The following is a 24136-nucleotide window of genomic DNA, read 5'->3' on the forward strand; positions in this document are numbered from 1 at the left end:
GTCCGTTCACACAGTCCCTAGCCTCCGCAGTGTTGTGCACAGCGAAACCGTCATTGCGCATGTTGCAACGCCCTTCGGAGGCATTCCATGAAGCTGCCCGTCCGGCTGGTCGCCCTCGCGGCCGTCCTCGCCACTGCCGCCTGTGCCCCGCAGACGTCCGGCGATTCCTCCTCCGGCAAGGACGAGAAGACCGGAACGCTGCGCGTGTGGCTGTTCCAGGAGGTCAACAACAAGCCCAAGGAGAAGGTCGTCGACTCCGTCGTCGCCGGCTTCGAGAAGGCGCACGAGGGTACCGAGGTCGACGTCGAGTACATCCCCGTCGAGACCCGCGCCCAGCGGATCAAGGCCGCGTTCAACGACCCGGCGAGCGCACCCGACGTCATCGAGTACGGCAACACCGACACCGCCGGCTATGTGAAGGACGGCGGCCTGGAGGACGTCACCAAGGACTTCACCGACTGGAGCGAGGCCAAGGACACCGACCCCACGGCCCGCCAGTCGGTGACGGTCGACGGGAAGATCTACGGCGCCCCGTACTTCGTCGGCGTCCGCGCCCTCTACTACCGCACGGACGTCTTCGAGGACCTCGGCCTCGAAGTGCCGAAGACGCAGCACGAGTTGATCGAGACGGCACGGGAGATCCGCGCCGCCGAGCCCGACCTGTACGGCCTCGCGGTCGGCGGCGCCTACACCTACGGCGCCATGCCCTTCATCTGGGCGGCCGGCGGTGAACTCGCCACCGGCAAGGGCGGCTCCTACGCGTCCGCGATCGACAGCCCCGCCGCCCGCAAGGGCATCGAGGCGTACACCTCCCTCTTCGGCGACGACAACTGCCCGGCCGCCAAGTGCGCCGGCATGGGCGGCAACGACACGGTGACCGCGTTCGCCTCGGGCAAGGCGGCCATGGCGATCGGCGGCGACTTCAGCCACCAGGCCGTGGAGGCCGGCACGGTCAAGGGCAAGTACGCGGTCGTGCCGCTGCCCGGCACGGAGCCCGGGTCGATCGCCCCGGCCTTCGCGGGCGGCAACAACATCGGCGTCCTCAAGAGCACCTCGCACCGCACCCTCGCCGTCGACCTGATGAAGCGGCTCGCGTCGAAGCGGACGCAGGGCGAGCTGTTCGACGCGATGGGCTTCCTGCCGACCTTCACGGACGCGCGGGACGAGGCCGCGGACCGCGAACCGTTCGTGAAGCCGTTCGTCGAGACCCTCGCCGCCGAGACCAGGTTCGTACCGGCCTCGCCCGCCTGGGCGCAGATCGACTCCTCGCTGGTGCTGCCGACCATGTTCCAGGAGGTCGTCAGCGGCAAGCAGGACGTGGCGGCGGCGGCCGAGGACGCGGCGCGCAAGATGGACGACGCGTTCGCCTCCGCGGGCTGAGCCGATGGCCGTACAGGAGACCGCCGTCGCACGGGTCGCGGCCGCCGGGGCCGCGACACCGCGCACACCGGGGCGGGGGCGGCGCGGCGACCGCTGGACCCCCTGGCTCTACCTCGCACCCGCGCTCGTCGTCCTCGGCGGGCTGCTCGTCTACCCGATCTACCAGCTCGGCCTGATCTCCTTCCTGGAGTACACCCAGGCGCAGGTCAGCGGCGGCGAACCGACGTCGTTCCGGGGCTTCGGCAACTACACGGAGCTCCTCGGCGACGGCCGGTTCTGGCAGGTGCTGCTCGCGACGGTGCTCTTCGCGGCGGCCTGCGTGGTCTCCACACTCGTGGTGGGCTGCGCCCTCGCGGTGCTGCTCACCCGGGTGCGGGCCCTGCCGCGGCTCGCGCTGATGATGGCCGCGCTGGGCGCCTGGGCGACACCGGCCGTCACCGGCTCCACGGTCTGGCTGCTGCTGTTCGACCCGGACTTCGGCCCGGTCAACCGGGTACTCGGCCTCGGCGACCACTCCTGGACCTACGGCCGGCTCAGCGCCTTCTTCCTGGTGCTGCTCGAAGTGGTCTGGTGCTCCTTCCCGTTCGTGATGGTCACGGTCTACGCCGGGATCCGGGCCGTGCCGTCCGAGGTGCTGGAGGCCGCCTCCCTGGACGGCGCCTCGCAGTGGCGGATCTGGCACTCGGTGCTCGCGCCGATGCTCCGCCCGATCCTGGTGATCGTCACCATCCAGTCGGTGATCTGGGACTTCAAGGTGTTCACCCAGATCTACGTCATGACGGGCGGCGGCGGCATCGCCGGGCAGAACCTCGTCCTGAACGTCTACGCCTACCAGGAGGCGTTCGCCTCCTCGCAGTACAGCCTCGGCTCCGCGATCGGGGTCGTGATGCTGCTGATCCTGCTCGCGGTGACGCTGGTGTACCTGAGGCTGCTGCGGCGGCAGGGGGAGGAACTGTGACCGCGGTGAATCTTGTGCGCCGGAATCGGCCGCGCGGTCTCGTCCGGCGGCCCTGGCGGCTGGCGGCCGAGGTGTCGGCCCTGCTGATCGCGGCGGTGGTCGCCTTCCCGCTCTACTGGATGGTGCTGAGCGCCTTCAAACCCGCCGGGGAGATCGAGTCCACGCGGCCCCGGCCGTGGACGCTCGCCCCGTCCCTGGATTCCTTCCGGCGCGTCTTCGGGCAACAGGAATTCGGCCGCTACTTCGTCAACAGCCTGGTCGTCGCATGCACCGTCGTGATCGTCTCGGCACTCATCGCGTTTCTCGCCGCGACCGCCGTCACACGATTCCGCTTCCGCTTCCGGACCACCCTGTTGATCATGTTCCTGGTGGCCCAGATGGTGCCGGTGGAGGCCCTGACGATCCCCTTGTTCTTCCTGATGCGGGACTTCGGCCAGCTGAACACACTGGGTTCGCTGATCCTGCCGCACATCGCCTTCTCGCTGCCCTTCGCGATCTGGATGCTGCGGGGGTTCGTGAAAGCCGTGCCGGAGTCCCTGGAGGAAGCCGCGTACATCGACGGGGCGAGCCGTGCGCGATTCCTCTGGCAGATCCTTTTCCCGCTGGTCTTCCCCGGCCTCGTGGCCACCAGCGTGTTCTCCTTCATCTCCGCCTGGAACGACTTCCTGTTCGCCAAGTCCTTCATCATCAGCGACACTTCCCAGTCGACACTGCCGATGGCCCTGCTGGTCTTCTACAAACCGGACGAGCCGGACTGGGGCGGCGTCATGGCGGCGTCCACGGTGATGACGATTCCGGTGCTCATCTTCTTCGTGCTCGTTCAGCGCCGGCTCGTGTCGGGGCTGGGCGGAGCGGTAAAGGACTGACGTGACTGCACAGACGGATCTGATTCCGGCACCGCGCTCCGTCGCGGACCCCGAGGGCGGCGCGGTCCGCATCGGCCCGGGGACCACCCTGTGGGCGGCCCCCGGCACCGGCACCACCGAGCGCTGGCTGCGCTCCACCCTCGGCCCCGCCCTCGGCCTGCCGCTCCCGCCCGGGCCGCAGGACGGCCCGGACCGCCTGCGGCTGCAGCTGGACGGCACGCTGGCGCCCGAGGCGTACCGGCTCACCGCCGCCATCGGCCGGGGCGTCGAGATCCGGGGCGGCAGTGCGGCGGGCGTGTTCCTCGGCGCGCAGACACTGCGTCAACTGCTCGGCCCGGACTCCTTCCGCCGCGCTCCCGTACGTCCCGGGGCCGGCCTCGAAATCCCGTCGCGGATCATCGAGGACGCGCCCCGATTCCGCTGGCGCGGGCTCATGCTCGACGTCGCCCGGCACTTCATGCCCAAGGACGGAGTGCTGCGCTACCTCGACCTGATGGCGGCGCACAAACTCAACGTCCTCCACTTGCATCTGACGGACGACCAAGGGTGGCGCATCGAGATCAAACGCCATCCGCGGCTGACCGAGGTCGGCTCCTGGCGGGCGCGCTCGAAATTCGGCCACCGTGCCTCGCCCCTGTGGGAGGAGAAGCCGCACGGTGGCCACTACACGCAGGACGACATCAGGGAGATCGTCGCCTACGCGGCCGAGCGGCATATCAGCGTCGTGCCGGAAATCGACGTGCCGGGCCACTCGCAGGCCGCCGTCGCCGCGTATCCGGAACTCGGCAACACCGACGTCGTCGACACCGCAGCGCTCACCGTCTGGGACAACTGGGGGATCTCCCCGAACGTACTCGCCCCGACCGACAACACCCTCCGCTTCTACGAGGGCGTGTTCGAGGAGCTCCTCGAACTCTTTCCCGCGGATGCCGCTCAGTTCTCGGCGTTCGTCCACATCGGTGGCGACGAATGCCCGAAGGGGCAGTGGCGCGAGTCACCCACCGCGCAGTCCCGGATCAAGGAACTCGGACTCGCGGACGAGGACGAGTTGCAGTCCTGGTTCATCGGCCACTTCGACCGGTGGCTCGCCGCGCGCGGGCGCCGGCTGATCGGCTGGGACGAGATCCTGGAGGGCGGTCTCGCACGGGGCGCGGCCGTGTCCTCGTGGCGCGGGTACGAGGGCGGAATCGCCGCGGCGCGGGCCGGCCACGACGTCGTCATGTGCCCCGAGCAGCAGGTCTACCTCGACCACCGGCAGGACGCCGGATCGGACGAACCGGTACCGATCGGCTATGTCAGGACCTTGGAGGATGTCTACCGGTTCGAACCTGTTCCGCCGGAGCTCACCGGTGAGCGGGCGCGGCATGTGCTGGGCACGCAGGCCAACCTCTGGTCCGAGGTGATGGAGGATCAGGGCCGCGTCGACTACCAGGCGTTTCCCCGGCTCGCGGCCCTCGCCGAGGTGGCCTGGAGCGCCCTGCCCGCCCCCGCGGAACGGGACTTCGGGGACTTCGAACGGCGGATGGAGGCGCACTACCGGAGACTTGACGCCCTCGGAGTGGCCTACCGTCCGCCCGCCGGACCGCGGCCCTGGCAGCGGCGTCCCGGCGTGCTCGGCCGGCCGATCGACGGCCCGCCTCCGAACAAGTGATGGAAAAAACATACAAGGGTCACCGAAGAGTGGAAAATCCAGCGCTTCGGCGATGAGCGGCCAAATCGGGCCATCTCCCCAATGAGGTGGGCGAATGCCTCCTAGCGGACCCCCGCGTTCGGGTCCTGCGAAGATGTGCCAGAGTTGCCACGTCCGCCCTGTCAGCACGTACCGTACGGCAGCACAGGCGGGACCAGGTGGGGCAGCGGGAAGGGGCAGCCGGTTTGACCACGCACGCACCGCAGGCGGCGCAGGCCGTCACGCTGCCCGCCACACTGGACGAGGCGGTGGCAGCGCTCACCGCCATGCCCGCCGCCGTACCCGTGGCCGGCGGCACCGATCTGATGACCTCCGTCAACTCCGGACAGCTACGGCCCGCCGGACTGGTCGGCCTCGGCCGGATCAGCGAGATCCGCGGCTGGCAGTACCAGGACGGCCACGCCCTGCTCGGCGCGGGTCTCACGCACGCGCGCATGGGGCGCCCCGACTTCGCCGCGCTGATCCCGGCGCTCGCCGCCGCCGCGCGCGCCGCGGGTCCGCCGCACATCCGCAACGCGGGCACCCTCGGCGGCAACATCGCCACCGCCGCCCCGACCGGTGACGCCCTGCCGGTGCTGGCCGCCCTGGAGGCGACGCTGATCGTCGCCGGCGCGGACGGGGCCCGCCGGGAGCTGCCGGTGTCGCATCTGCTGGCGGGCATGGAGCTGCTGCGCCCCGGCGAGCTCATCGGCTTCGTGCGCGTACCGCTGCTGCACGCGCCGCAGGTGTTCCTGAAGGCCACCGGCCGCACCGGCCCCGGGCGGGCGGTCGCCTCCGTCGCGCTCGTCCTCGACCCCGCGCGCCGCGGAGTCAGGTGCGCGGTCGGCGCCATAGCGCCGATGCCGCTCAGGCCGCTGGACGCCGAGCAGTGGGTCGCGCAGCTCATCGACTGGGACAACAGCCGCACGATCGTGCCCGAGGCGCTGCACGCCTTCGGCGAGTACGTGGCCGCCGCCTGCATCCCCGACCCGGCCCCGGCGGAGGACGGCTCCGCACCATCGCTTCCGCCCGCCGTACTGCACCTGCGGCGCACCGTCGCCGCGCTGGCCCGACGAGCACTGGGGAGGGCGCTGTCGTGACCGACGACCGGCACGAAGGGGGCGCGCCCCAGGGCGGCGGCCGCTGGGACCCGCTGCCCCAGGGCGACTACGACGACGGCGCCACGGCCTTCGTGAAACTCCCCGAGGGCGGCATCGACGCGCTGCTGGCCGCCGCCGAGAGCCCGCTGGCCGCGCCCGGTCACGGCTATGTGCCGCCGCAGATAACGGTCACGTCCGCCACCACCGCCGGTACCGACCCCGCGGCCACCGGCAGCTGGGCGATCCCGGCCGGGGGCGTGCAGTGGCCCGACCCGAACGCGGTGCCGCAGGAGACCGGGCAGGACGGGTTCGGGTACGAGCCCGGAGCCACGGGGCAGTGGACGTACGAGGACGCCAACCGCGAGGCCGGCCAGGACGCCGACTACCCGGGGGTGCCCGCCGCGCCCGGCCACGACGTGACCGGGCAGTGGTCGATCCCCGTCGCGGGCGGCGACCTTCCGGACGAATCGGGCGAGTTCACCACATCGGCCCTCGTGGAGCAGTGGGGCGGCACACCGCCGGCCACGCTGCCGGGCGGCGCCGCCGCACCGTGGGCGAACGAGACGGTGGGGCAGCCGTGGGGGCCGCACAGGCCGGACGGCGGAGCGGCCGGCGGCGCCGAACACGCGCACGGCGAGCCGGGGTCCGGCGCCGCGCGGCCGCCCGCGCCGGACCGGGCCGGTCGACCCGCTTCCGCGCACCCCGCGACCGACTCGGCCGAGCCGCCCGCCCGCACCGCGCAACAGGCCGGTCCCGCACTGCCGTACACGGACGCCGTGCAGCACGCGCACGCGGCCGGCGAGACGGGCGAGGACACCCCGGGTGCCCATGGGGCCGCCGAGGCCGCTGAGAGCCCCGCTGAGCCCCCGGCGCAGTCCGCCGCGACGGACGGCGCGCCGAACGGCCCCGAGGCCGCCGACGGGCCCGCGACGGGCCCCGATGGGACCCCGGACGCGCAGGACTCCCCGGACAGCCGGGACGAACCGGCCGCGACCGCCGCGCACGAGGACCACCCGCTCGCCTCGTACGTGCTGCGCGTCAACGGCGCGGACCGGCCCGTCACCGAGGCGTGGATCGGCGAGTCGCTGCTCTACGTGCTGCGCGAGCGGCTCGGTCTCGCGGGCGCCAAGGACGGCTGCTCGCAGGGCGAGTGCGGGGCCTGCAACGTCCAGGTCGACGGGCGGCTCGTCGCGTCCTGCCTGGTGCCCGCGGTCACCACCGCCGGCAGCGAGGTGCGCACCGTGGAGGGCCTGGCCGTCGACGGACAGCCCTCCGACGTCCAGCGCGCGCTCGCCAAGTGCGGTGCCGTGCAGTGCGGCTTCTGCGTACCGGGCATGGCGATGACGCTGCACGACCTCCTGGAGGGCAACCCGGCACCGACGGAGCTGGAGACCCGCCAGGCGCTGTGCGGCAATCTCTGCCGCTGCTCCGGCTACCGGGCCGTCGTCGACGCCGTCATGGACGTCGTCGCCGAACGCGAGGCGCACTCCGCGGCCGACGCCGCCGAGCACGACGCCGACGAGGCGCGGATCCCCCATCAGGCGGGCCCCGGCGCCGGCGGCGTCAACCCGTCGGCGTTCGATTCCCCCGGGACCCCCGGACCGCATGACCAGCCGTACGGACAGGGACAGGACGGAGGCCAGGCGTGAGCAACGAAGCCGCCACCGCGACCACTGCCGCGGAGGCCGCACCCGCCCCCGAGCCGATCCCGCACGGCCTCGGCGCCTCCCTGCCCGCCGCCGACGCACGCGCGAAGACCGAGGGCACCTTCCCGTACGCGGCCGACCTGTGGGCCGAGGGCCTGCTGTGGGCGGCCGTCCTGCGCTCACCGCACCCGCACGCACGCATCGTGTCCATCGACACCTCCCACGCGCGCGAGATGCCGGGTGTACGCGCCGTCGTCACGCACGAGGACGTGCCCGGCGTCACGCTGCACGGCCGCGGCACGGCCGACCGCCCGGTGTTCGCCTCCGAGGTCGTGCGCCACCACGGCGAGCCCATCGCCGCCGTCGCCGCCGACCACCCGGACACCGCGCGGATGGCCGCGGCCGCCGTCATCGTCGAGTACGAGGTGCTCGACCCGGTCACCGACCCCGAGCAGGCCTTCGAGGCCGAGCCGTTGCACCCCGACGGCAACCTGATCCGGCACATCCCGCTGCGCCACGGCGACCCGGACGTGAACGGCGAGGTCGTCGTGGAGGGCCTGTACCGGATAGGGCGCCAGGACCCGGCACCCATCGGCGCCGAGGCGGGCCTGGCCGTACCGCGCCCCGACGGCGGCGTGGAGCTGTACCTGGCCTCCACGGACCCGCACACCGACCGGGACGCCGCCGCCGCCTGCTACGGGCTGGATCCGGAGCGCGTGAAGATCGTCGTCACCGGCGTGCCCGGTGCCACGGCCGACCGCGAGGACCAGGGCTTCCAGCTGCCGCTCGGCCTGCTGGCGCTGCGGACCGGCTGCCCGGTGAAGCTCACCGCGACGCGCGAGGAGTCCTTCCTCGGCCACGCGCACCGGCATCCCACCCTGCTGCGGTACCGCCACCACGCGGACGCCGACGGCAAGCTGGTGAAGGTCGAGGCGCAGATCCTGCTGGACGCGGGCGCGTACGCGGACACGTCGTCGGACGCGCTGGCCGCCGCGGTGGCCTTCGCCTGCGGGCCGTACATCGTCCCGAACGCCTTCATCGAGGGCTGGGCCGTGCGCACCAACAACCCGCCCTCCGGCCATGTGCGCGGCGAGGGCGCGATGCAGGTCGCGGCCGCCTACGAGGCCCAGATGGACAAGCTGGCCAAGAAGCTCGGCGTCGACCCCGCGGAGCTGCGCCTGCGCAACGTGATGGCGACGGGCGACGTCCTGCCGACCGGCCAGACGGTGACCTGCCCGGCGCCGGTCGCCGAACTCCTCCAGGCCGTACGGGACTTCCCGCTTCCCCCGCTGCCCAAGGACACCCCCGAGGACGAGTGGCTGCTGCCCGGCGGCCCGGAGGGCGCGGGCGAACCCGGCGCCGTGCGCCGGGGCGTCGGCTACGGCCTCGGCATGGTGCACATGCTCGGCGCGGAGGGCGCCGACGAGGTCTCGACGGCCACGGTGAAGGTCCAGGACGGCGTCGCGACGGTGCTGTGCGCGGCCGTCGAGTCGGGCCAGGGCTTCACCACGCTCGCCCGGCAGATCGTGCAGGAGACCCTGGGCATCGACGAGGTGCACGTCGCGCCCGTCGACACCGACCAGCCCCCGGCCGGCGCCGGCTGCCGCGGCCGGCACACGTGGGTGTCGGGCGGAGCGGTGGAACGCGCGGCCAAGATGGTCCGCACGCAGCTCCTCCAGCCGCTGGCGCACAAGTTCGGCATGTCCACTGAGCTGCTCCAGATCACCGACGGCAAGATCACGTCGTACGACGGCGTGCTGTCGACCACCGTCACCGAGGCGATGGACGGCAAGGAACTGTGGGCCACCGCGCAGTGCCGCCCGCACCCGACCGAGCCGCTCGACGCGACCGGCCAGGGCGACGCCTTCGTCGGACTCGCCTTCTGCGCGATCCGCGCGGTGGTGGACGTCGACATCGAACTCGGTTCGGTACGGGTGGTGGAGCTGGCGGTCGCCCAGGACGTGGGCCGGGTGCTCAACCCCGCCCAGCTGGCCGCCCGCATCGAGGCGGGCGTCACCCAGGGCGTCGGCATCGCGCTCACCGAGAACCTGCGCACCCCGCGCGGAGCGATCCGGCACCCCGACCTCACCGGCTACGCCCTGCCCACCGCCCTGGACGCGCCCGACATCCGCATCGTCAAGCTCGTCGAGGAACGCGACGTCGTCGCGCCGTTCGGCGCCAAGGCGGTCAGCGCGGTGCCGGTCGTGACGTCCCCGGCGGCCATCGCGTCGGCGGTGCGCGCGGCGACCGGCCGCCCCGTGAACCGACTGCCCATCCGCCCGCAGGCCGCGGTGGTGACGGGGCAGTAGGTCCCGGGTCGTGGGGCTTGCCGACGCCGCGGTGGGTGCCGGCGCCCGCGCGGCGGTCGGTCGCGGGCGCGGGCGGCTCGCCGATGCGCGGAGATTGCCGAGGCCTGCGGTCGGCGGCCTGTGGTCGGTGGGGCGTCGGGCCTCGTTGTCGGGGGCGTGCGAACCATCTGATGGCCGCCGCGGGGAGCGGTCGGCCGCCGGGACGGATTCCCGCGCTGATTCCCGGTAGGGCGCTGTTCGTTCACTGTTTCCGCAGGTCGGAGGGATTGTCAGTGGTGGCGCGTAGTGTGCTGGGCAGTGTGGAGGGCCGCTCGCCGCACCGGTGACGGGCGGGCGCCGGACAACCATGCGCGGGGGAGCCATGAGCACGACCGATGCCGCTGCCGCGGTGATCACCCTGACCGAGGAGGAACTCGATCCGTACGTCACGCACGCGCCCACGCGCCGCTGGCTGACGGGTCCCGGACTGCCGGGCGACAGCACCCTGCTGACGTTCGAGGCACTGCGCGGCGACGGGCTGCGCACGGTGGCGGACTCGACGGGCGACCCCGACCGCCTCGCGGCCCGCCTGCGGGAGCAGTTGGTGATAGGCGGACTCCTGGCCCCCGACGGCCTGGAGGGCGAGTCCGTCCTGCTCGACGGCGCGACCGGCGAGGTCACGACGACGTACTTCCTCCACGACCGCCCCGATCTCATGGACAGCCGCCCGCTGGCGCCGTCGCTGCGCACACTGGTGCGCTTCGCGTCGGCGACGGAGGAACTGGCCGACGTGCGCGGCCAGTTCGCCTCCTACGCCGGGCGCCACGGACCGAAGGCGGTGGCCGAGGCGACCCGGCAGCTGCTCGCGATCTTCGAGGAGGACGCCGGCGCGGACGGCGAGGTGCCCCCGTTCTGGCGGATGGCCGCGCTGATCCGCCCCCTCGCCCTGGTGGCCGGTCCGGGCACGGTGTCCGGTCTCACGCTCGACCTCCCGGCCCGACTGCTGGACCAGGAGTTCGGCCCGGGCCGGGTCGCCCGCTTCGAGGACGTCGACTTCCCCGCGGCGCTCACCCATGAGCCGACCCGCCGCTTCCTGCGCGAGACGGGCCTGCCCGAGGACGGCTTCCTGTTCCACCTGAACACGGAGGTCCCGCTGCCGACCCTGACCGAGTACCACGCGGACGAGCGCCCCGATGACCCGGCCGCCGCGCTCCCCGTCCGCGCCGACCACCTGATCCGCCTGGGGTACCTGGTCGAGGACAACAGCCTGGTCGTCGACGGAGCGACCGGCGAGGTGCTGAACTGGAGCGAGCGCGACGCGCGCCTGCACCCCCTCAACACCGATGTCTCCACGCTGGCCTTCACCCTCTGGCTGCTGCACCGGGAGAAGGCGCTCGACCGGGAGTCGGGCCACGCGCTGACGACGGACGCCTACGACCAGCTGGCCGCCACCATGATCGACGTCCTGAGAACCGTCGACCCGACGGCCACGACGACCAGCACGCCCTGGCACTACTGGACGGAGGTGTTCCAGGACGAGGCGGGCGGCGTGCTCTGAGGCACCGGGGGAGCCCCGGGACGATCCGGGGGCACCCCGCGGCGTACGGGGAGCTGTGGAGGCCGTGGCGGGATTCGAACCCACGTAACTCGCTTTGCAGGCGAGCCCCTGAACCACTCGGGCACACGGCCGTGTGATTCGAAGGTAGGGAGGGGCCGGGCGGGACTCAAGGGAACCGGGGGTGCCGCAACGCGACTGCCACACGGCGTTCATGAAGCGGGGCGCCCGGGGCTTCGGGACTACGACCATGGGCCGAGACGAGCACCGCCTCCCGACAGGGGCCATATCGGTTTGTGCCCCTTACGCTGGCGTGCATGGCTGCCCTGGAACCCCGCGACACCGAGGTCGCAGACGCCCCGACCGTGCCGACGGAGTCCGAGGGCGACAGTGTGCTGGGCCGGTCGTACCGGGCGCTCAGCGTCGGGATCGTCTCCGTCGTTCTGCTGATCGCCTTCGAGGCGACGGCGGTCGGGACGGCGATGCCGGTGGCGGCGCGGGAACTGGACGGGGTGTCGCTGTACGCGTTCGCGTTCTCCGGATACTTCACGACCAGCCTGTTCGGGATGGTGCTCGCCGGGCAGTGGTCCGACCGGCGCGGTCCGCTCGGCGCGCTGACCACCGGTATCTCCGCCTTCGGCCTGGGGCTGCTGCTGTCGGGCACCGCGAGCGCGATGTGGCCGTTCATCCTCGGGCGGGCGGTGCAGGGCTTCGGCGGCGGTCTGGTGATCGTCGCGCTGTACGTCGTCGTGGGCCGGGCCTATCCGGAGCGGCTGCGACCGGCGATCATGGCCGCGTTCGCGGCGAGCTGGGTCGTCCCCTCCGTGGTGGGGCCGCTGGCCGCCGGTGCGGTGACCGAGCAACTCGGCTGGCGCTGGGTGTTCGTGGGGATCCCGCTGCTCGTCCTGCTGCCGATGGCGCTGGCGCTGCCGCAGATACGCCGGCGCGCGTCCGGCCCGGTGACGCTGCGCAAGGGCGGGAGCTCCGTCGACCGGCGGCGGATCCGGCTCGCCCTCGGCATCTCCGTCGGCGCGGGCCTGCTCCAGTACGCCGCCCAGGACCTGCGCTGGATCTCCCTGCTGCCGGGTGCCGCGGGCGCCGCGCTGATCGTCCCGGCGGTGCTCGGGCTGCTGCCCCGCGGCACGTACCGGGCGGCGCGCGGGCTGCCGTCCGTGGTGCTGCTGCGCGGTGTCTCCGCGGGGTCCTTCATCGCCGCGGAGTCCTTCGTGCCGCTGATGCTGGTCACCCAGCGGGGGCTGTCGCCGACACTGGCCGGGTTCTCGCTGGCGGCGGGCGGGGCGACCTGGGCGCTGGGTTCGTGGGTGCAGTCCCGGCCGCGGGCGGAGCCGTACCGGGAGCGGTTGATGACGTTCGGGATGGTGCTGGTGGCCGCGGCCATCGCCGCCGCGCCGAGCGTGCTGATCGACTCCGTGCCGGTGTGGACCGTCGCCCTCGCCTGGGGCTTCGGCTGCTTCGGAATGGGTCTGGTGATCTCCTCCACCAGCGTGCTGCTGCTCCATCTCTCCGCTCCCGAGGAGGCCGGTACCAACTCCGCCGCCCTCCAGATCTCCGACGGTCTGTCCAACGTCTTGCTCCTTGCCGCGGGCGGCGCGGCCTTCGCCGCGCTGGGCGGCGGCGCCGTGACCCACGGCGCGGCCCAGGCCTCGGGGTCACACCCGGCCGCGTTCGCCGCCGTGTTCCTGCCGATGGCGGGCGTGGCGCTGTTCGGCGCGTGGGTGACGACACGGCTGAGGACTGCGTGAGCCGCGCGGTCGCGGCAGGCGCGGGCCGCGTGGTCGCGGGCCGCCTGAACCCCGTGGTCGCGGGTGGCATGAGCCTCGGCGTCGCGGCGGGGTGAGCGGCGCCGGTTCGGCCCGGCCGGTTCGGCCCGGCCGGTTCCGCCGGCCCCCGGTCCCGGGCTGCTCCGTGTCGGCGGGCGGGGAGTGGCGGGTGGTGCCGGGGTGTCGTTCGGGGGTGGCGTGGGTGATGGTGTGACCTCAGTCCCATCGCCGGGTGATGCGGCGGCGTCCGCGCTCGGGCGCGGTCGGGCCGCCGGTAGGGTGGCCCGGTTGTCATACGTAGCCGAGCCGCCCGACCCACCCCCCCGGAGACCGTGACTACCGCCCGACCGTCGTCCGCCATCCCCCGCAACGGAGGGCCCTCCGGGTCCGCTTCCATGACTGCTGCCACCTCCCATCACCTCTCGCCCGCCTTCCCCGGCCGCGCCCCGTGGGGCACCGCCAGCAAGCTGCGCGCCTGGCAGCAGGGAGCGATGGAGAAGTACGTCCAGGAACAGCCGCGCGACTTCCTCGCGGTCGCCACACCGGGCGCCGGCAAGACGACCTTCGCGCTGACACTGGCGTCCTGGCTGCTGCACCACCACGTGGTGCAGCAGGTGACCGTGGTCGCGCCCACCGAGCACCTGAAGAAGCAGTGGGCGGAGGCCGCCGCGCGCATAGGCATCAAACTCGACCCGGAGTACAGCGCCGGGCCGCTCGGCAAGGAGTACCACGGCGTCGCGGTCACCTACGCGGGCGTCGGTGTCCGGCCCATGCTGCACCGCAACCGGGTCGAGCAGCGCAAGACCCTGGTCATCCTGGACGAGATCCATCACGCCGGTGACAGCAAGTCCTGGGGCGAGGCGTGTCTCGAGGCCTTCGAGCCCGCCACCCGGCGGCTGACGCTGACCGGTACGCCCTTCCGGTCCGACACCAATCCCATCCCCTTCGTCACGTACGAGGAGGGCAACGACGGGATCCGCCGCTCGTCCGCCGACTACACGTACGGGTACGGATCGGCCCTCGCCGACGGGGTCGTGCGGCCCGTCATCTTCCTCTCCTACAGCGGCAACATGCGCTGGCGCACCAAGGCCGGGGACGAGATCGAGGCCCGGCTCGGCGAGCCCATGACCAAGGACGCGATCAGTCAGGCCTGGCGTACCGCGCTCGACGCGCGGGGCGACTGGATGCCGGCCGTGCTGCGCGCCGCCGACCAGCGGCTCACCGAGGTCAGGAAGGCCATCCCGGACGCGGGCGCGCTCGTCATCGCCTCCGACCAGGACTCGGCGCGCTCCTACGCCAAACTCATCCGGGACATCACCGGCCACAAGGCGACCCTCGTACTGTCCGACGACGGCGGCGCGTCCGACCGCATCGACGAGTTCAGCCACAGCACCGACCGCTGGATGGTGGCGGTGCGGATGGTGTCCGAGGGGGTCGACGTGCCGCGGCTCGCGGTCGGGGTGTACGCGACGACCATCTCGACGCCGCTGTTCTTCGCCCAGGCCGTCGGGCGTTTCGTGCGGTCCCGGCGGCGCGGCGAGACGGCCTCCGTGTTCCTGCCCACCGTGCCCGACCTGCTCTCCTTCGCCAACGAGATGGAGCGCGAGCGCGACCACGTCCTCGACAAGCCGAAGAAGGACGGCGAGGAGGACCCGTACGCCGAGGAGGACAAGCTCCTCCAGGACGCCGAGAAGCAGCAGGACGAGGACACCGGCGAGCAGGACATGCTCCCGTTCGAGGCGCTGGAGTCGGACGCCGTCTTCGACCGGGTCATGTACAACGGCGCCGAGTTCGGTATGCAGGCCCACCCGGGCAGCGAGGAGGAGCAGGACTACCTCGGCATCCCCGGGCTGTTGGAGCCCGAGCAGGTCCAGATGCTCCTCCAGAAGCGGCAGGCCCGGCAGATCGCGCACAGCCGCAAGAAACCGGACGCCGAGGCCGACCTGCTCGAACTGCCCGCCGAGCGGCGCCCGGTGGTCTCGCACAAGGAGATGATGGAGCTGCGCAAGCAGCTCAACACCATGGTCGGCGCCTACGTTCACCAGAGCGGCAAACCGCACGGTGTCATCCACACCGAGCTGCGCCGGGTGTGCGGCGGCCCGCCCAGCGCGGAGGCCACGGCGGGGCAGTTGCGGCAGCGGATCGCCAAGGTGCAGGAGTGGGCCACCCGGATGCGGTGACCGGCGGCCCGGCACATGTGCCGCTCGTCCCCGCCGGACCGCACGCGCCGCTCGTCCCCGCCGGACCGCACGCGCCGCTCGTCCCCGCCGGACCGCACGCGCCGCTCGTCCCGCGGCCGCACACGTGCCGCTCGCCCGTCGGCACACGCGCGCTCCCGTCCTGTCGGCACACGCGCGTTACCGCCCCGCTCGCCCGCCGGCACACACGTATCGCTAGCCGCGCACGCCGCGTACGCCGAGAAGACGGCGTGCGCGGCGAGTGTGTGGCGGCGCACTCCACGTGACGCGCCCCCTTCCGTAACAGGACAAACAGGAGTGACGTGGATGTGTCACTGCCCGGATTCTGGACGGAGCCTTCCGCTCAGCGAACTCCCTTCGCTAATGTCCCGCTACGCACACGCCCCGTGGCAGCGCCGCCGCGGAGCGCAGCCGTGAAGCGACTGGGTCCGGACCACCGGCCGGGCCGCCGGCCGATCGGCAGCCTCTGAAGCGCGTCGTTGACGGGACCCGGCGACGAATCCGCCTGCGAGAGCTGCCGACCTCACCGCCAAAGGAGTGGGCGTCGTGACCGCGGAGACCTCTCAGACGCTCGACCGGGGACTGCGTGTCCTCAAACTGCTGGCCGACACCGACCACGGACTGACCGTCACCGAACTGTCCAGCAAGCTGGGGGTGAACCGGACCGTGGTGTACCGGCTGCTCGCCACGCTGGAGCAGCACGCGCTCGTCCGGCGGGACCTCGGCGGACGCGCCCGCGTCGGGCTGGGCGTGCTGGGGCTCGGGCGCCAGGTGCATCCGCTGGTGCGGGAGGCGGCGCTGCCGGCGCTGCGCTCACTGGCCGAGGACATCGGGGCGACGGCGCATCTGACACTGGTGGACGGGGCGGAGGCGCTGGCCGTCGCCGTCGTCGAACCGACCTGGACGGACTACCACGTGGCCTACCGGGCGGGCTTCCGGCATCCGCTGGACCGCGGGGCCGCCGGCAAGGCGATCCTCGCGGCGCGGCAGCGGCCGCCCGGGGACCCCGGTTACGCCCTCACGCAGGGCGAACTGGAGGCGGGGGCCTGCGGTGCCGCCGCTCCGCTGGTCGGGGTGACGGGGGTCGAGGGCAGCGTCGGGGTCGTCATGCTGGCGGACGCGGTGCCGGAGCGGGTGGGGCCGCGGGTGGTGGACGCCGCCCGGGAGGTCGCGGAGGCGCTGCGCTGAGGCGGGCCCCGGTCCGGCCGGCGGGTGGCGCGAAGGGGACGGCGCGTTAGATTGACCTCGTGCTCTCTCGTCTCACACGCCCCCAGGCCCTCGCCGTCTGCGCCCTGCCCGTCGTGGGTGTGGTGGCCGCGGCCGTGTTCGCGCCGCTGCCGTTCACGGTGGCGCAGCCCGGGTTGACGGCGAACGTGCTCGGCGACGACCGGGGCACGCCGGTGATCACGATTTCCGGGGCGCCGACCCGGGAGACGACCGGGCAGTTGCGGATGACCACGATCGAGGCGACCAGCCCGGACGCGCGCGTCTCGCTCGGCCAGGTGATCGACGGCTGGTGGCGCACCGACCAGGCGGTCATGCCGCGCGACGCGGTCTATCCGAGCGGCGGCGACGTCAAGGAGATCGAGCGCTACAACGAGGCCCAGATGCGTCAGTCCCAGGACGCCGCCACCCGGGCGGCGCTGTCCTACCTGGACATCGAGAAGCGGGACGTCGACGTCAAGCTGGAGCTCGCCGACGTCGGCGGCCCGAGCGCCGGACTGCTGTTCTCCCTGGGCATCGTCGACAAGCTGGACGGCGACGGCAGCGGCGGCGACCTCACGGGCGGCCGCACCATCGCCGGTACGGGGACGATCAACGCGGACGGCCGGGTCGGCGCGGTGGGCGGCGTCGCCCTGAAGACCCAGGCCGCGCACCGGGACGGCGCGACGGTGTTCCTGGTGCCGAAGGCGGAGTGCTCCGACGCCGAGTCCGAGCTGCCGAAGGGGCTGCGGCTGATCCCGGTGACCACACTGGAGGGCGCGGTGAACTCCCTGGTGGCACTGGAGAAGGGCCGCGGCTCGGTACCGAGCTGCTAGTGGACTGTCGCGGCTTAATTTCGCTGTGTGGTTGGGTAGAGGTGGCGTAGTTTCACGCGTGCGTCGTCGGTGGTGAAGTGCCAGTCGACTTGGCGCTGGTTGCTGTTGGTGTGCTGCTGCCAGGCGGCGAGTTCGGTGTTGAGCACGGTGAGGTCGTTGATGCGGCGGTCCAGGCACTGGCGGGTGAGCGCGGAAAGCTCGATCTCGGCGATGTTGAGCCAGGACCCGTGTTTGGGGGTGTGGTGGATCTCCAGGCGCTGGGCCAGCGCGAAGGCCTTTGCCGGGTCGAACGCCTCGTAGAGCGAGGCGGTGGTGTGGGTGTTGAGGTTGTCCATCACCAGCACGACCGTGGCGGCGTCGGGATAGTCCACGGTCAGCAGGTGTTCGACCTGGTGCGCCCAGTCGACCCTGGTCCGGCGGGACTGCGCGTCCACGCGCCGCCATCCGCGCAGCGGCTCGACCCAGCAGAAGATCGAGCAGGTCCCCGAGCGGACGTACTCGTTGTCCTCGCGCCGGTCACGGCCCGGCCTCGCGGGAAGCGGATCGCGGACGTGGCCGAGCAGCTGGTACGGCTTCTCGTCCATGCACACCACGGGGCGCGCCGGGTCGAAGGGTCGGCGGTAGACCGCCAGGACGTCCTCCATCGCCGCGGCGAAGGCCGCGTTCGCGGCCGGCGGGATGGTCCAGCACTTCTTCACGTGAGGGCGCAGTTCCGTTTTTTTAAGACCCGCCCGATCGTGGAGTGGTCCAGATCCGGGATGTCCTCAGCCAGCGCGACGTGCTTCTCCAGCAGGCGCAGCGACCAGCGGGCGTGTCCTTCGGGCGGCTTCGAGCAGGCCAGCGCAATCAGCCTTGCCTCGACCTCGCCGGTCACCGAGGAGGGCACCGGCGGCAGTGCGCGTTCCTTCCGGCCGACCGTGGCCCACACATCGCCCCCGGTCTCCGCGTACCGCTTCGAGATCAGGCGGACCGAATCGCACGAGACCCCGACCCGCTCCGCGATCACCGCCCGCGGAGCGACCTCACCGGCCGAGGTGTCCAACGCGAGCAGCACCCGCGCCCGCCTGATCATCGACGCGCTGCGGACCCCCGTCGTCGTCACACGCTCCAACGCCCGACGGTCTTCGGCACTCAAGACAACCGGATACTTCTTCTGCGAGGACACGGCACCCCTGCCCGGCCGAACGGAAGCATCAAGCGAAGCCTGCCCGACCCCAACTCCGTACGCCACAACGACACTTAGTCGCGACAGTCTACTAGTGCCGCGGCAGGCAACGTTCGCCCCGTCGCGACGCCCGGCATGCTCCCCCACTGCCTGCAAGGCGTGGGAGGTGCCCCCACTCGCCGCACCGGCCGAAAGCCCGAGTACGTCCAGTACGAGGACTTCCGGCCGGCACGCCGAGAGCACGCACCGGACGCCGCTCCTTGACGGGCAAACGTTGCCTGCCGCGGCGCTAGTGCCCTGCGGCACCGGAGCCCGGCGGCCCGGGAACGTGCCCGGGCGGCACCTCGGACGTACGGCGGCCAGTCCCGCGGCACCGCAGAAGTGAAGCGGACAGGCCCTAGAGCCCCGGATGGGCGAGTACGGGCCGCGGCGGGGTGGCGAGGCGCAGGCCCACCTCCACCAGGGTCCAGCCGAGGCGGGTGCGCAGTTCGCCGGGACGTGCGGCCTGCTGTGCGAGCCGGTGCGCGTCGGCCTCGGCCCGCAGGTCGGTGGCGTGGGCGCGGTGCAGCGCGAGCAGGGTCTCGGGGTGCATCGGTGGCTGCCTCTCAGTCCGTGACGATGGGGAAGGCGTGCGTGTGGACGCGGACCGTCTCCGCGGTGGGGTCGTCCCGCACGGGCAGGTCGCGGTAGCTCTCGACGAGCGCGTGCATCTTCTCGATGAGTTCGTGGGTCAGCTCCGGCGTCAGCCGCAGCGTCATGCTGCTCATGTCCGTACCGGGGCCCCATGCCGCGGGCCAGTCGTCGCGGGTGCCGAGCCAGGTCGACACCTCTCGCGCGTGGGCGGTCGCGACCTCGTGCAGATACAGGTCGGCGGCGCCGCGTACGGCCGGGTTCGTGTCCTCCAGCAGGGCGTCGTCGAAGTGCAGCCCCTTGACCGCGGCCTTCCACCACCGCTCCCGGCCCTTGCCGCGCTCCCGGTCCTCCTCGACGAAGCCGTGGGCCGCGAGCTGCCGCAGGTGGTAGCTGGTGGAGCCGCTGGACTCGCCGAGTCTGTCCGCGAGCCCGGACGCGGTGGCCGGGCCGCCCAGCCGCAGCGCGTCGAGCAACTGCATGCGCAGGGGATGGGCCAGCCCGCGCAGGGAGCGGGCGTTGAGTTGGTGGACCTGGAGGTCCTGGGGTTCGGGCATGAGTACAAAGGTATGGTTGCAAAGAGTCTTTTGCAAGGGGTTCTTTGCATCCAACTTCCGGTATCTCAGCCCTCTTTGACGAAGCCCTCCTCCACCAGCCAGTCAAGTGCCACCTGGTGCGGGTCCTCGCCGTCCACGTCCACCTTCGCGTTGAGCGTCTGCGCCACCGAGTTGTTCAGCTTCGCGGTGATGGGATCGAGGATCCCGGTGATCGCCGGCCACTCCTCGAGGGTCTTGGTGTTGATCACGGGCGCCGCGTTGTAGTTGGGGAAGAACTTCCGGTCGTCCTCCATCACCACCAGGTTCATGGACTTGATGCGCCCGTCGGTGGTGAACACCTCGCCGTAGGTGCAACTGCCCTTCGCCACCTGCGTGTAGATGATCCCGGTGTCCATCTGGGTGACGTTGCGTTCGGGCAGGTCCATCCCGTACGTCTTCTCCATCCCCGGCAGCCCGTCCGCCCGGTTGGCGAACTCGCCCTCCACGCAGAGCGTCACGGCCGCCGGGTCGGACTTGGACAGCGCGGCCACCTCGGACAGGGTGCGGGTGCCGTACTTCTTGAAGTTCGCCTGGTTCATCGCCAGGGCGTAGGTGTTGTTCAGGGTCGACGGCGGCAGCCAGGTCAGACCGTTCGCCAGGTCCGCGTCGTGCACCGCCTGCCACTGCTGCTGCGGGTCGGGGATGGGCTTGCTGTGTCCCAGGTAGGTGATCCAGGCGGTGCCGGTGTACTCGAAGCCGCCGTCCGCCTCCCCGCTCTTGACGGCCTCGCGCGAGCCCACGGAGCCCTGGATGCCGGTGCGGTCCAGGACGTGCGCACCGGCCGCCTCGAACGCGATGCCCATGATCGCGCCGAGGATGAGCTGCTCGGTGAACTCCTTGGACGTGACGGTCAGATCGGCGCCCTTGAGCGGCTCGCCCCGGCCGATCGAGCCCGGCCGCACGTCGTCGACCATCGGGGAGCCGCTGGTCAGACCGCAGCCGGTGGCGACGGCCAGCATCCCGGCCAGCAGCGGGCACCGGCGCCTCATGTCCCCACCTCCAGCCCGCGCGGGCGCAGCAGCAGCTCCGCCAGCGAGGCCAGCCAGTCCACCAGCAGCGCCAGGGCGACGGTCAGGATCGCGCCGAGCACCAGGACCGGCATCCGCTGGCTGGTGATGCCGGTGGTGATCAGCACACCCAGTCCGCCGCCCCCGCCGAAGGTCGCCAGGGTCGCCGTACCGACGTTCAGGACCAGTGCGGTGCGGACGCCGGCCAGGATCAGCGGGACGGCGAGCGGCAGCTCGATCCGGTTCAGTACGCCCATCGGGGACATGCCGATGCCGCGGGCGGCCTCCAGCAGCGTCGGGTCGTTGGCCTTCAGCCCGGCGATGGTGTTCGCCAGCACCGGCAGCACGGCGTAGGTGATCATGCCGATCAGGGCCGCCCTGCGGCCGATGCCCAGCCAGATGACCAGCAGCGCCAGCAGGCCGATCGCGGGTGTCGCCTGGCCCATGTTGGCGATCGTCATGGCCAGCGGGGTCGCCCTGCGGAACATCCGGCGGGTGAGCAGGATGCCCAGCGGGATCGCGATGATCAGCACGAAGAACGTGGAGATCGCCGTCAGCTGGATGTGCTGCCACAGTGCCTCGGAGACCCGGCCGTCGGACAGGGCGTTCTCGGAGATGGTGTCCAGGTCGGCCTGCGCGTACCACAGCCAGGTCCCGAGCAGCAGCGCCACCAGGAACGACGGCAGCACGGTCAGTTTCCGCCAGCCGATCCGGCGGGCCGCCGGAGCCGGGGGAGCGGGCGGCTCCTGGTCGCCGGGGGCCTCGCCCTCGTCCCGGAAGGCGAGCCCCTTGACGTCGTGCTCGCCCGGGGGCCGCCCCTGCTCCGAAGAGGTGGTCACGCCTTCGCCCCCTCCGCGCCGCCCTCCTGGTCCGCGTGGGTCTGCCCGGCCCTCGACTCCTCCAGTTCGTGCTGGTGCTCCAGCGCCTCCAGCCGGTCGGCCTCCAGCAGTTCGTGCACGGAGTTCATCAGCGTCTCCATGTCGACGACACCGGTGTACTCACCGCGCCGCCCGGTCACCGCGACCCGCCCGGTGTTGTCGATGAGCACCGCCTCCAGCGCGTCCCGCAGGGTGGCGTCGCGGGTCACCGTGTCGTGCACGAGCGTGCCCGCCCGCGCCAGGGAGCCCTTGGCCCGCATCAGGTCGCCGCGGCGCAGCCACTTGTACGGGCGGCCCCGCCGGTCGAGCAGCAGGATCTCGTTGGTGCCGCTGGAGCGGAGCCGGTTGAAGAAGGTCTGGAGCGGGTCGTCGACGCCGACCGTCGGATACTCGGTGATCTCCACGTCCCGTACGCGGGTCAGGTTCAGCCGCTTCAGCGCCGCGCCGGCGCCGACGAAGCCGGAGACGAAGTCGTCCGCCGGGTTGGTGAGGATCGCCTCGGGGGTGTCGAACTGCGCGATCCGCGAACGCTCGCGCAGCACCGCGATCCGGTCGCCCAGCTTGATCGCCTCGTCGAAGTCGTGCGTGACGAAGACGATCGTCTTGTGCAGTTCGTGCTGGAGCCGGATCAGCTCGTCCTGGAGGTGGTCCCGGGTGATCGGGTCCACCGCGCCGAACGGCTCGTCCATCAGCAGGACCGGCGGGTCGGCGGCCAGCGCCCGGGCCACGCCGACGCGCTGCTGCTGGCCGCCGGAGAGCTGGCGCGGATAGCGGCCGTGGAACTCGCCGGGGTCCAGCCCGACCAGGTCGAGCATCTCCTCGACCCGCTCGCGGATCCGCGCCTTGGCCCAGCCGAGCATCCTCGGGACGAGCGCGATGTTCTGCGCCACCGTCATGTGCGGGAAGAGACCGGACGCCTGGATGGCGTAGCCGACGCTGCGGCGCAGCCGGACCGGGTCGATGTCGGTCACGTCCTCGCCGCCGATCCGGATGCGCCCGCCGGTCGGCTCGATCAACCTGTTGATCATCTTGAGGGTCGTCGACTTGCCGCATCCGGACGGGCCGACGAAGACGACCGTCTCGCCGGCCTTGATGTGCATGTTGACGCTGTCGACGGCCGGGGCCGCGCTGTTCGGGTACCGCTTGGTGAGGCTCTCCAGCTCGATCGTGGCCCCGGTGGCGGACGTCTCAGGCACGGATCCCCCTCGGGATGGTCAGCCGTCCGACGAGGACGAGTGCGGCGTCGAACAGCAGCGCCAGGATGATGATCGCGACCGTGCCCGCGAGCACCTGGTTGAGCGCGTTCTTGCTGCCCAGGGAGGCGAGTCCGCGGAAGATCAGATTGCCGAGGCCGGGGCCGGAGGCGTAGGCGGCGATGGCCGCGATGCCCATCAGCATCTGGGTCGCGACCCGGATGCCGGTCAGGATCGGCGGCCAGGCCAGCGGCAGCTCGACCCGGGCCAGCCGCATCGGCCGGGACATTCCGATGCCGGTGGCCGCGTCCACCAGGGCGGGTTCCACCCCGCGCAGCCCCACGATCGAGTTCCGCACGATCGGCAGCAGTCCGTACAGGGTCAGAGCGACCACCGTCGGCGCCACGCCGAGCCCGACGATCGGGATCAGCAGACCGATCATCGCGAGCGACGGGATGGTCAGGATGGTGGAGGTGGTCATGGTGGCGAGGTTGCCCGCCCACTCGGAGCGGTAGGTGACGACACCGATCAGCACACCCAGCGCGGTCGCGACCACCATGCACTGGAAGACGGCGCTGGCGTGCTGGTAGGCATCGGTGAGCAGTTGCTCACGACTGCTGACGAGGTACTGCCAGAAGCTCACCCGACATCACCCCTCGGCCTCGGTCACTCCCGTCGGTCGCCGGTCCCCGGTCCTGCCGCCTGCTCGACCAGCGGGATGATCCGCAGCGGCACGGGGTTCTCCATCACGATCGCCGTGGCGGCCCGGACGATGCCATCAAAACCGACGACCCGGTCGATCACACGTTGAAGATCGGCATTGGAGCGGGCCACCAGCCGGCACAGCATGTCGCCGCTGCCGGTGGTGGTGTGCAGCTCCAGCACCTCGGGGACGGTCGCCAAATGGGCCCGTACATCGGGTCCTTGGCCCTGCCGGATCTGCAGTGTGGCGAACGCGGTGACTGGATATCCCAGGGCCGCCGGGTCCACCTGCGGGCCGAACCCGCGGATGACTCCGTTCGACTGAAGCCGGTCCAGCCGGGCCTGTACGGTGCCCCGCGCGACGCCCAGCCGCCGCGACATCTCCAGGACGCCGATCCGTGGTTCGCGGGCCAGCAGCACGATGATGCGGCCGTCCAGATGATCGATCGCCATGGCGGGCCTCCCGGCTGGTCATCCTGTACACA

21 protein-coding genes and 1 tRNA gene are annotated in these 24136 nt (G+C 72.0%); 12 read left to right on the plus strand and 10 right to left on the minus strand.

Translation table 11 applies throughout. From position 1 onward, the window contains the following. Positions 1-87 precede the first annotated feature (87 nt). From DN051_RS23925 to DN051_RS23960, 8 genes are all read left to right on the plus strand, one after another. A complete protein-coding gene (locus DN051_RS23925) occupies positions 88-1380 on the plus strand; it encodes an extracellular solute-binding protein (protein WP_112439469.1) in 1293 nt (430 codons plus the stop codon). Positions 1381-1384: 4 nt separating this feature from the next. Continuing rightward, positions 1385-2338, plus strand: a complete 954-nt coding sequence (locus tag DN051_RS23930) for a carbohydrate ABC transporter permease (protein ID WP_112439470.1) — start codon at positions 1385-1387, stop codon at positions 2336-2338. A gap of 5 nt (positions 2339-2343) precedes the next feature. Continuing rightward, a complete protein-coding gene (locus DN051_RS23935; protein ID WP_053761609.1) occupies positions 2344-3204 on the plus strand; it encodes a carbohydrate ABC transporter permease in 861 nt (286 codons plus the stop codon). Between the two features lies 1 nt (position 3205). Continuing rightward, entirely contained in the window at positions 3206-4855 is a 1650-nt protein-coding gene (locus tag DN051_RS23940; protein WP_112439471.1) for a beta-N-acetylhexosaminidase, read from the plus strand. A 224-nt stretch (positions 4856-5079) separates the two neighbouring features. Continuing rightward, a complete protein-coding gene (locus DN051_RS23945; protein ID WP_112439472.1) occupies positions 5080-5973 on the plus strand; it encodes an FAD binding domain-containing protein in 894 nt (297 codons plus the stop codon). Continuing rightward, positions 5970-7622, plus strand: a complete 1653-nt coding sequence (locus DN051_RS23950) for a 2Fe-2S iron-sulfur cluster-binding protein (protein WP_053761561.1) — start codon at positions 5970-5972, stop codon at positions 7620-7622. Before DN051_RS23945 ends, DN051_RS23950 begins: the two co-directional genes overlap by 4 nt. After that, positions 7619-9928 (plus strand): xanthine dehydrogenase family protein molybdopterin-binding subunit, encoded by a 2310-nt coding sequence (locus DN051_RS23955; RefSeq protein WP_112439473.1) that lies wholly within the window; start codon positions 7619-7621, stop codon positions 9926-9928. The genes DN051_RS23950 and DN051_RS23955 overlap by 4 nt, the downstream gene beginning before the upstream one ends. A 361-nt stretch (positions 9929-10289) precedes the next feature. Then, the gene (locus tag DN051_RS23960) at positions 10290-11465 is read left to right on the plus strand and encodes an SUKH-4 family immunity protein (protein ID WP_053761563.1); all 1176 of its coding nucleotides are present in this window, start codon (positions 10290-10292) and stop codon (positions 11463-11465) included. A gap of 56 nt (positions 11466-11521) precedes the next feature. On the opposite strand, the gene DN051_RS23965 is transcribed toward DN051_RS23960, so the two are convergent. Further along, positions 11522-11596 (minus strand) — tRNA-Cys (locus tag DN051_RS23965). 183 nt (positions 11597-11779) lie between these two features. On the opposite strand from DN051_RS23965, the gene DN051_RS23970 reads away from it, so the two are divergent. The 4 genes from DN051_RS23970 (at position 11780) to DN051_RS23985 (ending at position 17480) form a co-directional block, all read left to right on the plus strand. Continuing rightward, a complete protein-coding gene (locus DN051_RS23970; protein ID WP_112439474.1) occupies positions 11780-13225 on the plus strand; it encodes an MFS transporter in 1446 nt (481 codons plus the stop codon). Between the two features lie 413 nt (positions 13226-13638). Beyond that, entirely contained in the window at positions 13639-15423 is a 1785-nt protein-coding gene (locus DN051_RS23975; protein ID WP_112439475.1) for a DEAD/DEAH box helicase, read from the plus strand. A gap of 564 nt (positions 15424-15987) precedes the next feature. Beyond that, positions 15988-16629 (plus strand): IclR family transcriptional regulator, encoded by a 642-nt coding sequence (locus tag DN051_RS23980; protein WP_053761566.1) that lies wholly within the window; start codon positions 15988-15990, stop codon positions 16627-16629. A 59-nt stretch (positions 16630-16688) separates the two neighbouring features. Further along, positions 16689-17480 (plus strand): S16 family serine protease, encoded by a 792-nt coding sequence (locus DN051_RS23985; protein ID WP_053761567.1) that lies wholly within the window; start codon positions 16689-16691, stop codon positions 17478-17480. Between the two features lie 14 nt (positions 17481-17494). Here DN051_RS23985 and DN051_RS45860 read toward each other — a convergent pair whose 3' ends face one another. The 9 genes from DN051_RS45860 to DN051_RS24030 all read right to left on the minus strand — a co-directional run bounded on the left by DN051_RS45860 (position 17495) and on the right by DN051_RS24030 (position 24104). Then, positions 17495-18178 carry an IS630 family transposase gene (locus DN051_RS45860; RefSeq protein ID WP_199314655.1) on the minus strand — a complete coding sequence of 228 codons (684 nt, stop codon included), beginning with the start codon at positions 18176-18178 and terminating at the stop codon, positions 17495-17497. After that, complete coding sequence (locus DN051_RS45865; RefSeq protein WP_246040655.1) at positions 18175-18582, minus strand: helix-turn-helix domain-containing protein; 408 nt, start codon at positions 18580-18582, stop codon at positions 18175-18177. The genes DN051_RS45860 and DN051_RS45865 overlap by 4 nt, the downstream gene beginning before the upstream one ends. Positions 18583-19042: 460 nt before the next feature. Next, the gene (locus DN051_RS24000) at positions 19043-19237 is read right to left on the minus strand and encodes a hypothetical protein (RefSeq protein ID WP_053761568.1); all 195 of its coding nucleotides are present in this window, start codon (positions 19235-19237) and stop codon (positions 19043-19045) included. 13 nt (positions 19238-19250) lie between these two features. Beyond that, on the minus strand, positions 19251-19832 hold the full coding sequence (locus DN051_RS24005; protein WP_053761569.1) for an ArsR/SmtB family transcription factor: 582 nt from the start codon (positions 19830-19832) through the stop codon (positions 19251-19253). A gap of 65 nt (positions 19833-19897) precedes the next feature. Further along, the gene (locus tag DN051_RS24010; RefSeq protein ID WP_053761570.1) at positions 19898-20860 is read right to left on the minus strand and encodes a glycine betaine ABC transporter substrate-binding protein; all 963 of its coding nucleotides are present in this window, start codon (positions 20858-20860) and stop codon (positions 19898-19900) included. Beyond that, positions 20857-21717, minus strand: a complete 861-nt coding sequence (locus tag DN051_RS24015; RefSeq protein ID WP_053761571.1) for an ABC transporter permease — start codon at positions 21715-21717, stop codon at positions 20857-20859. The genes DN051_RS24010 and DN051_RS24015 overlap by 4 nt, the downstream gene beginning before the upstream one ends. Beyond that, a complete protein-coding gene (locus DN051_RS24020; protein ID WP_053761572.1) occupies positions 21714-22952 on the minus strand; it encodes a betaine/proline/choline family ABC transporter ATP-binding protein in 1239 nt (412 codons plus the stop codon). Before DN051_RS24020 ends, DN051_RS24015 begins: the two co-directional genes overlap by 4 nt. Further along, on the minus strand, positions 22945-23592 hold the full coding sequence (locus DN051_RS24025; protein ID WP_112439477.1) for an ABC transporter permease: 648 nt from the start codon (positions 23590-23592) through the stop codon (positions 22945-22947). Before DN051_RS24025 ends, DN051_RS24020 begins: the two co-directional genes overlap by 8 nt. Positions 23593-23615: 23 nt before the next feature. Beyond that, complete coding sequence (locus tag DN051_RS24030; protein WP_053761574.1) at positions 23616-24104, minus strand: Lrp/AsnC family transcriptional regulator; 489 nt, start codon at positions 24102-24104, stop codon at positions 23616-23618. Between the last annotated feature and the right edge of the window lie 32 nt (positions 24105-24136).

This window comes from Streptomyces cadmiisoli, from assembly GCF_003261055.1.
Taxonomy (GTDB): Bacteria; Actinomycetota; Actinomycetes; order Streptomycetales; family Streptomycetaceae; genus Streptomyces; species Streptomyces cadmiisoli.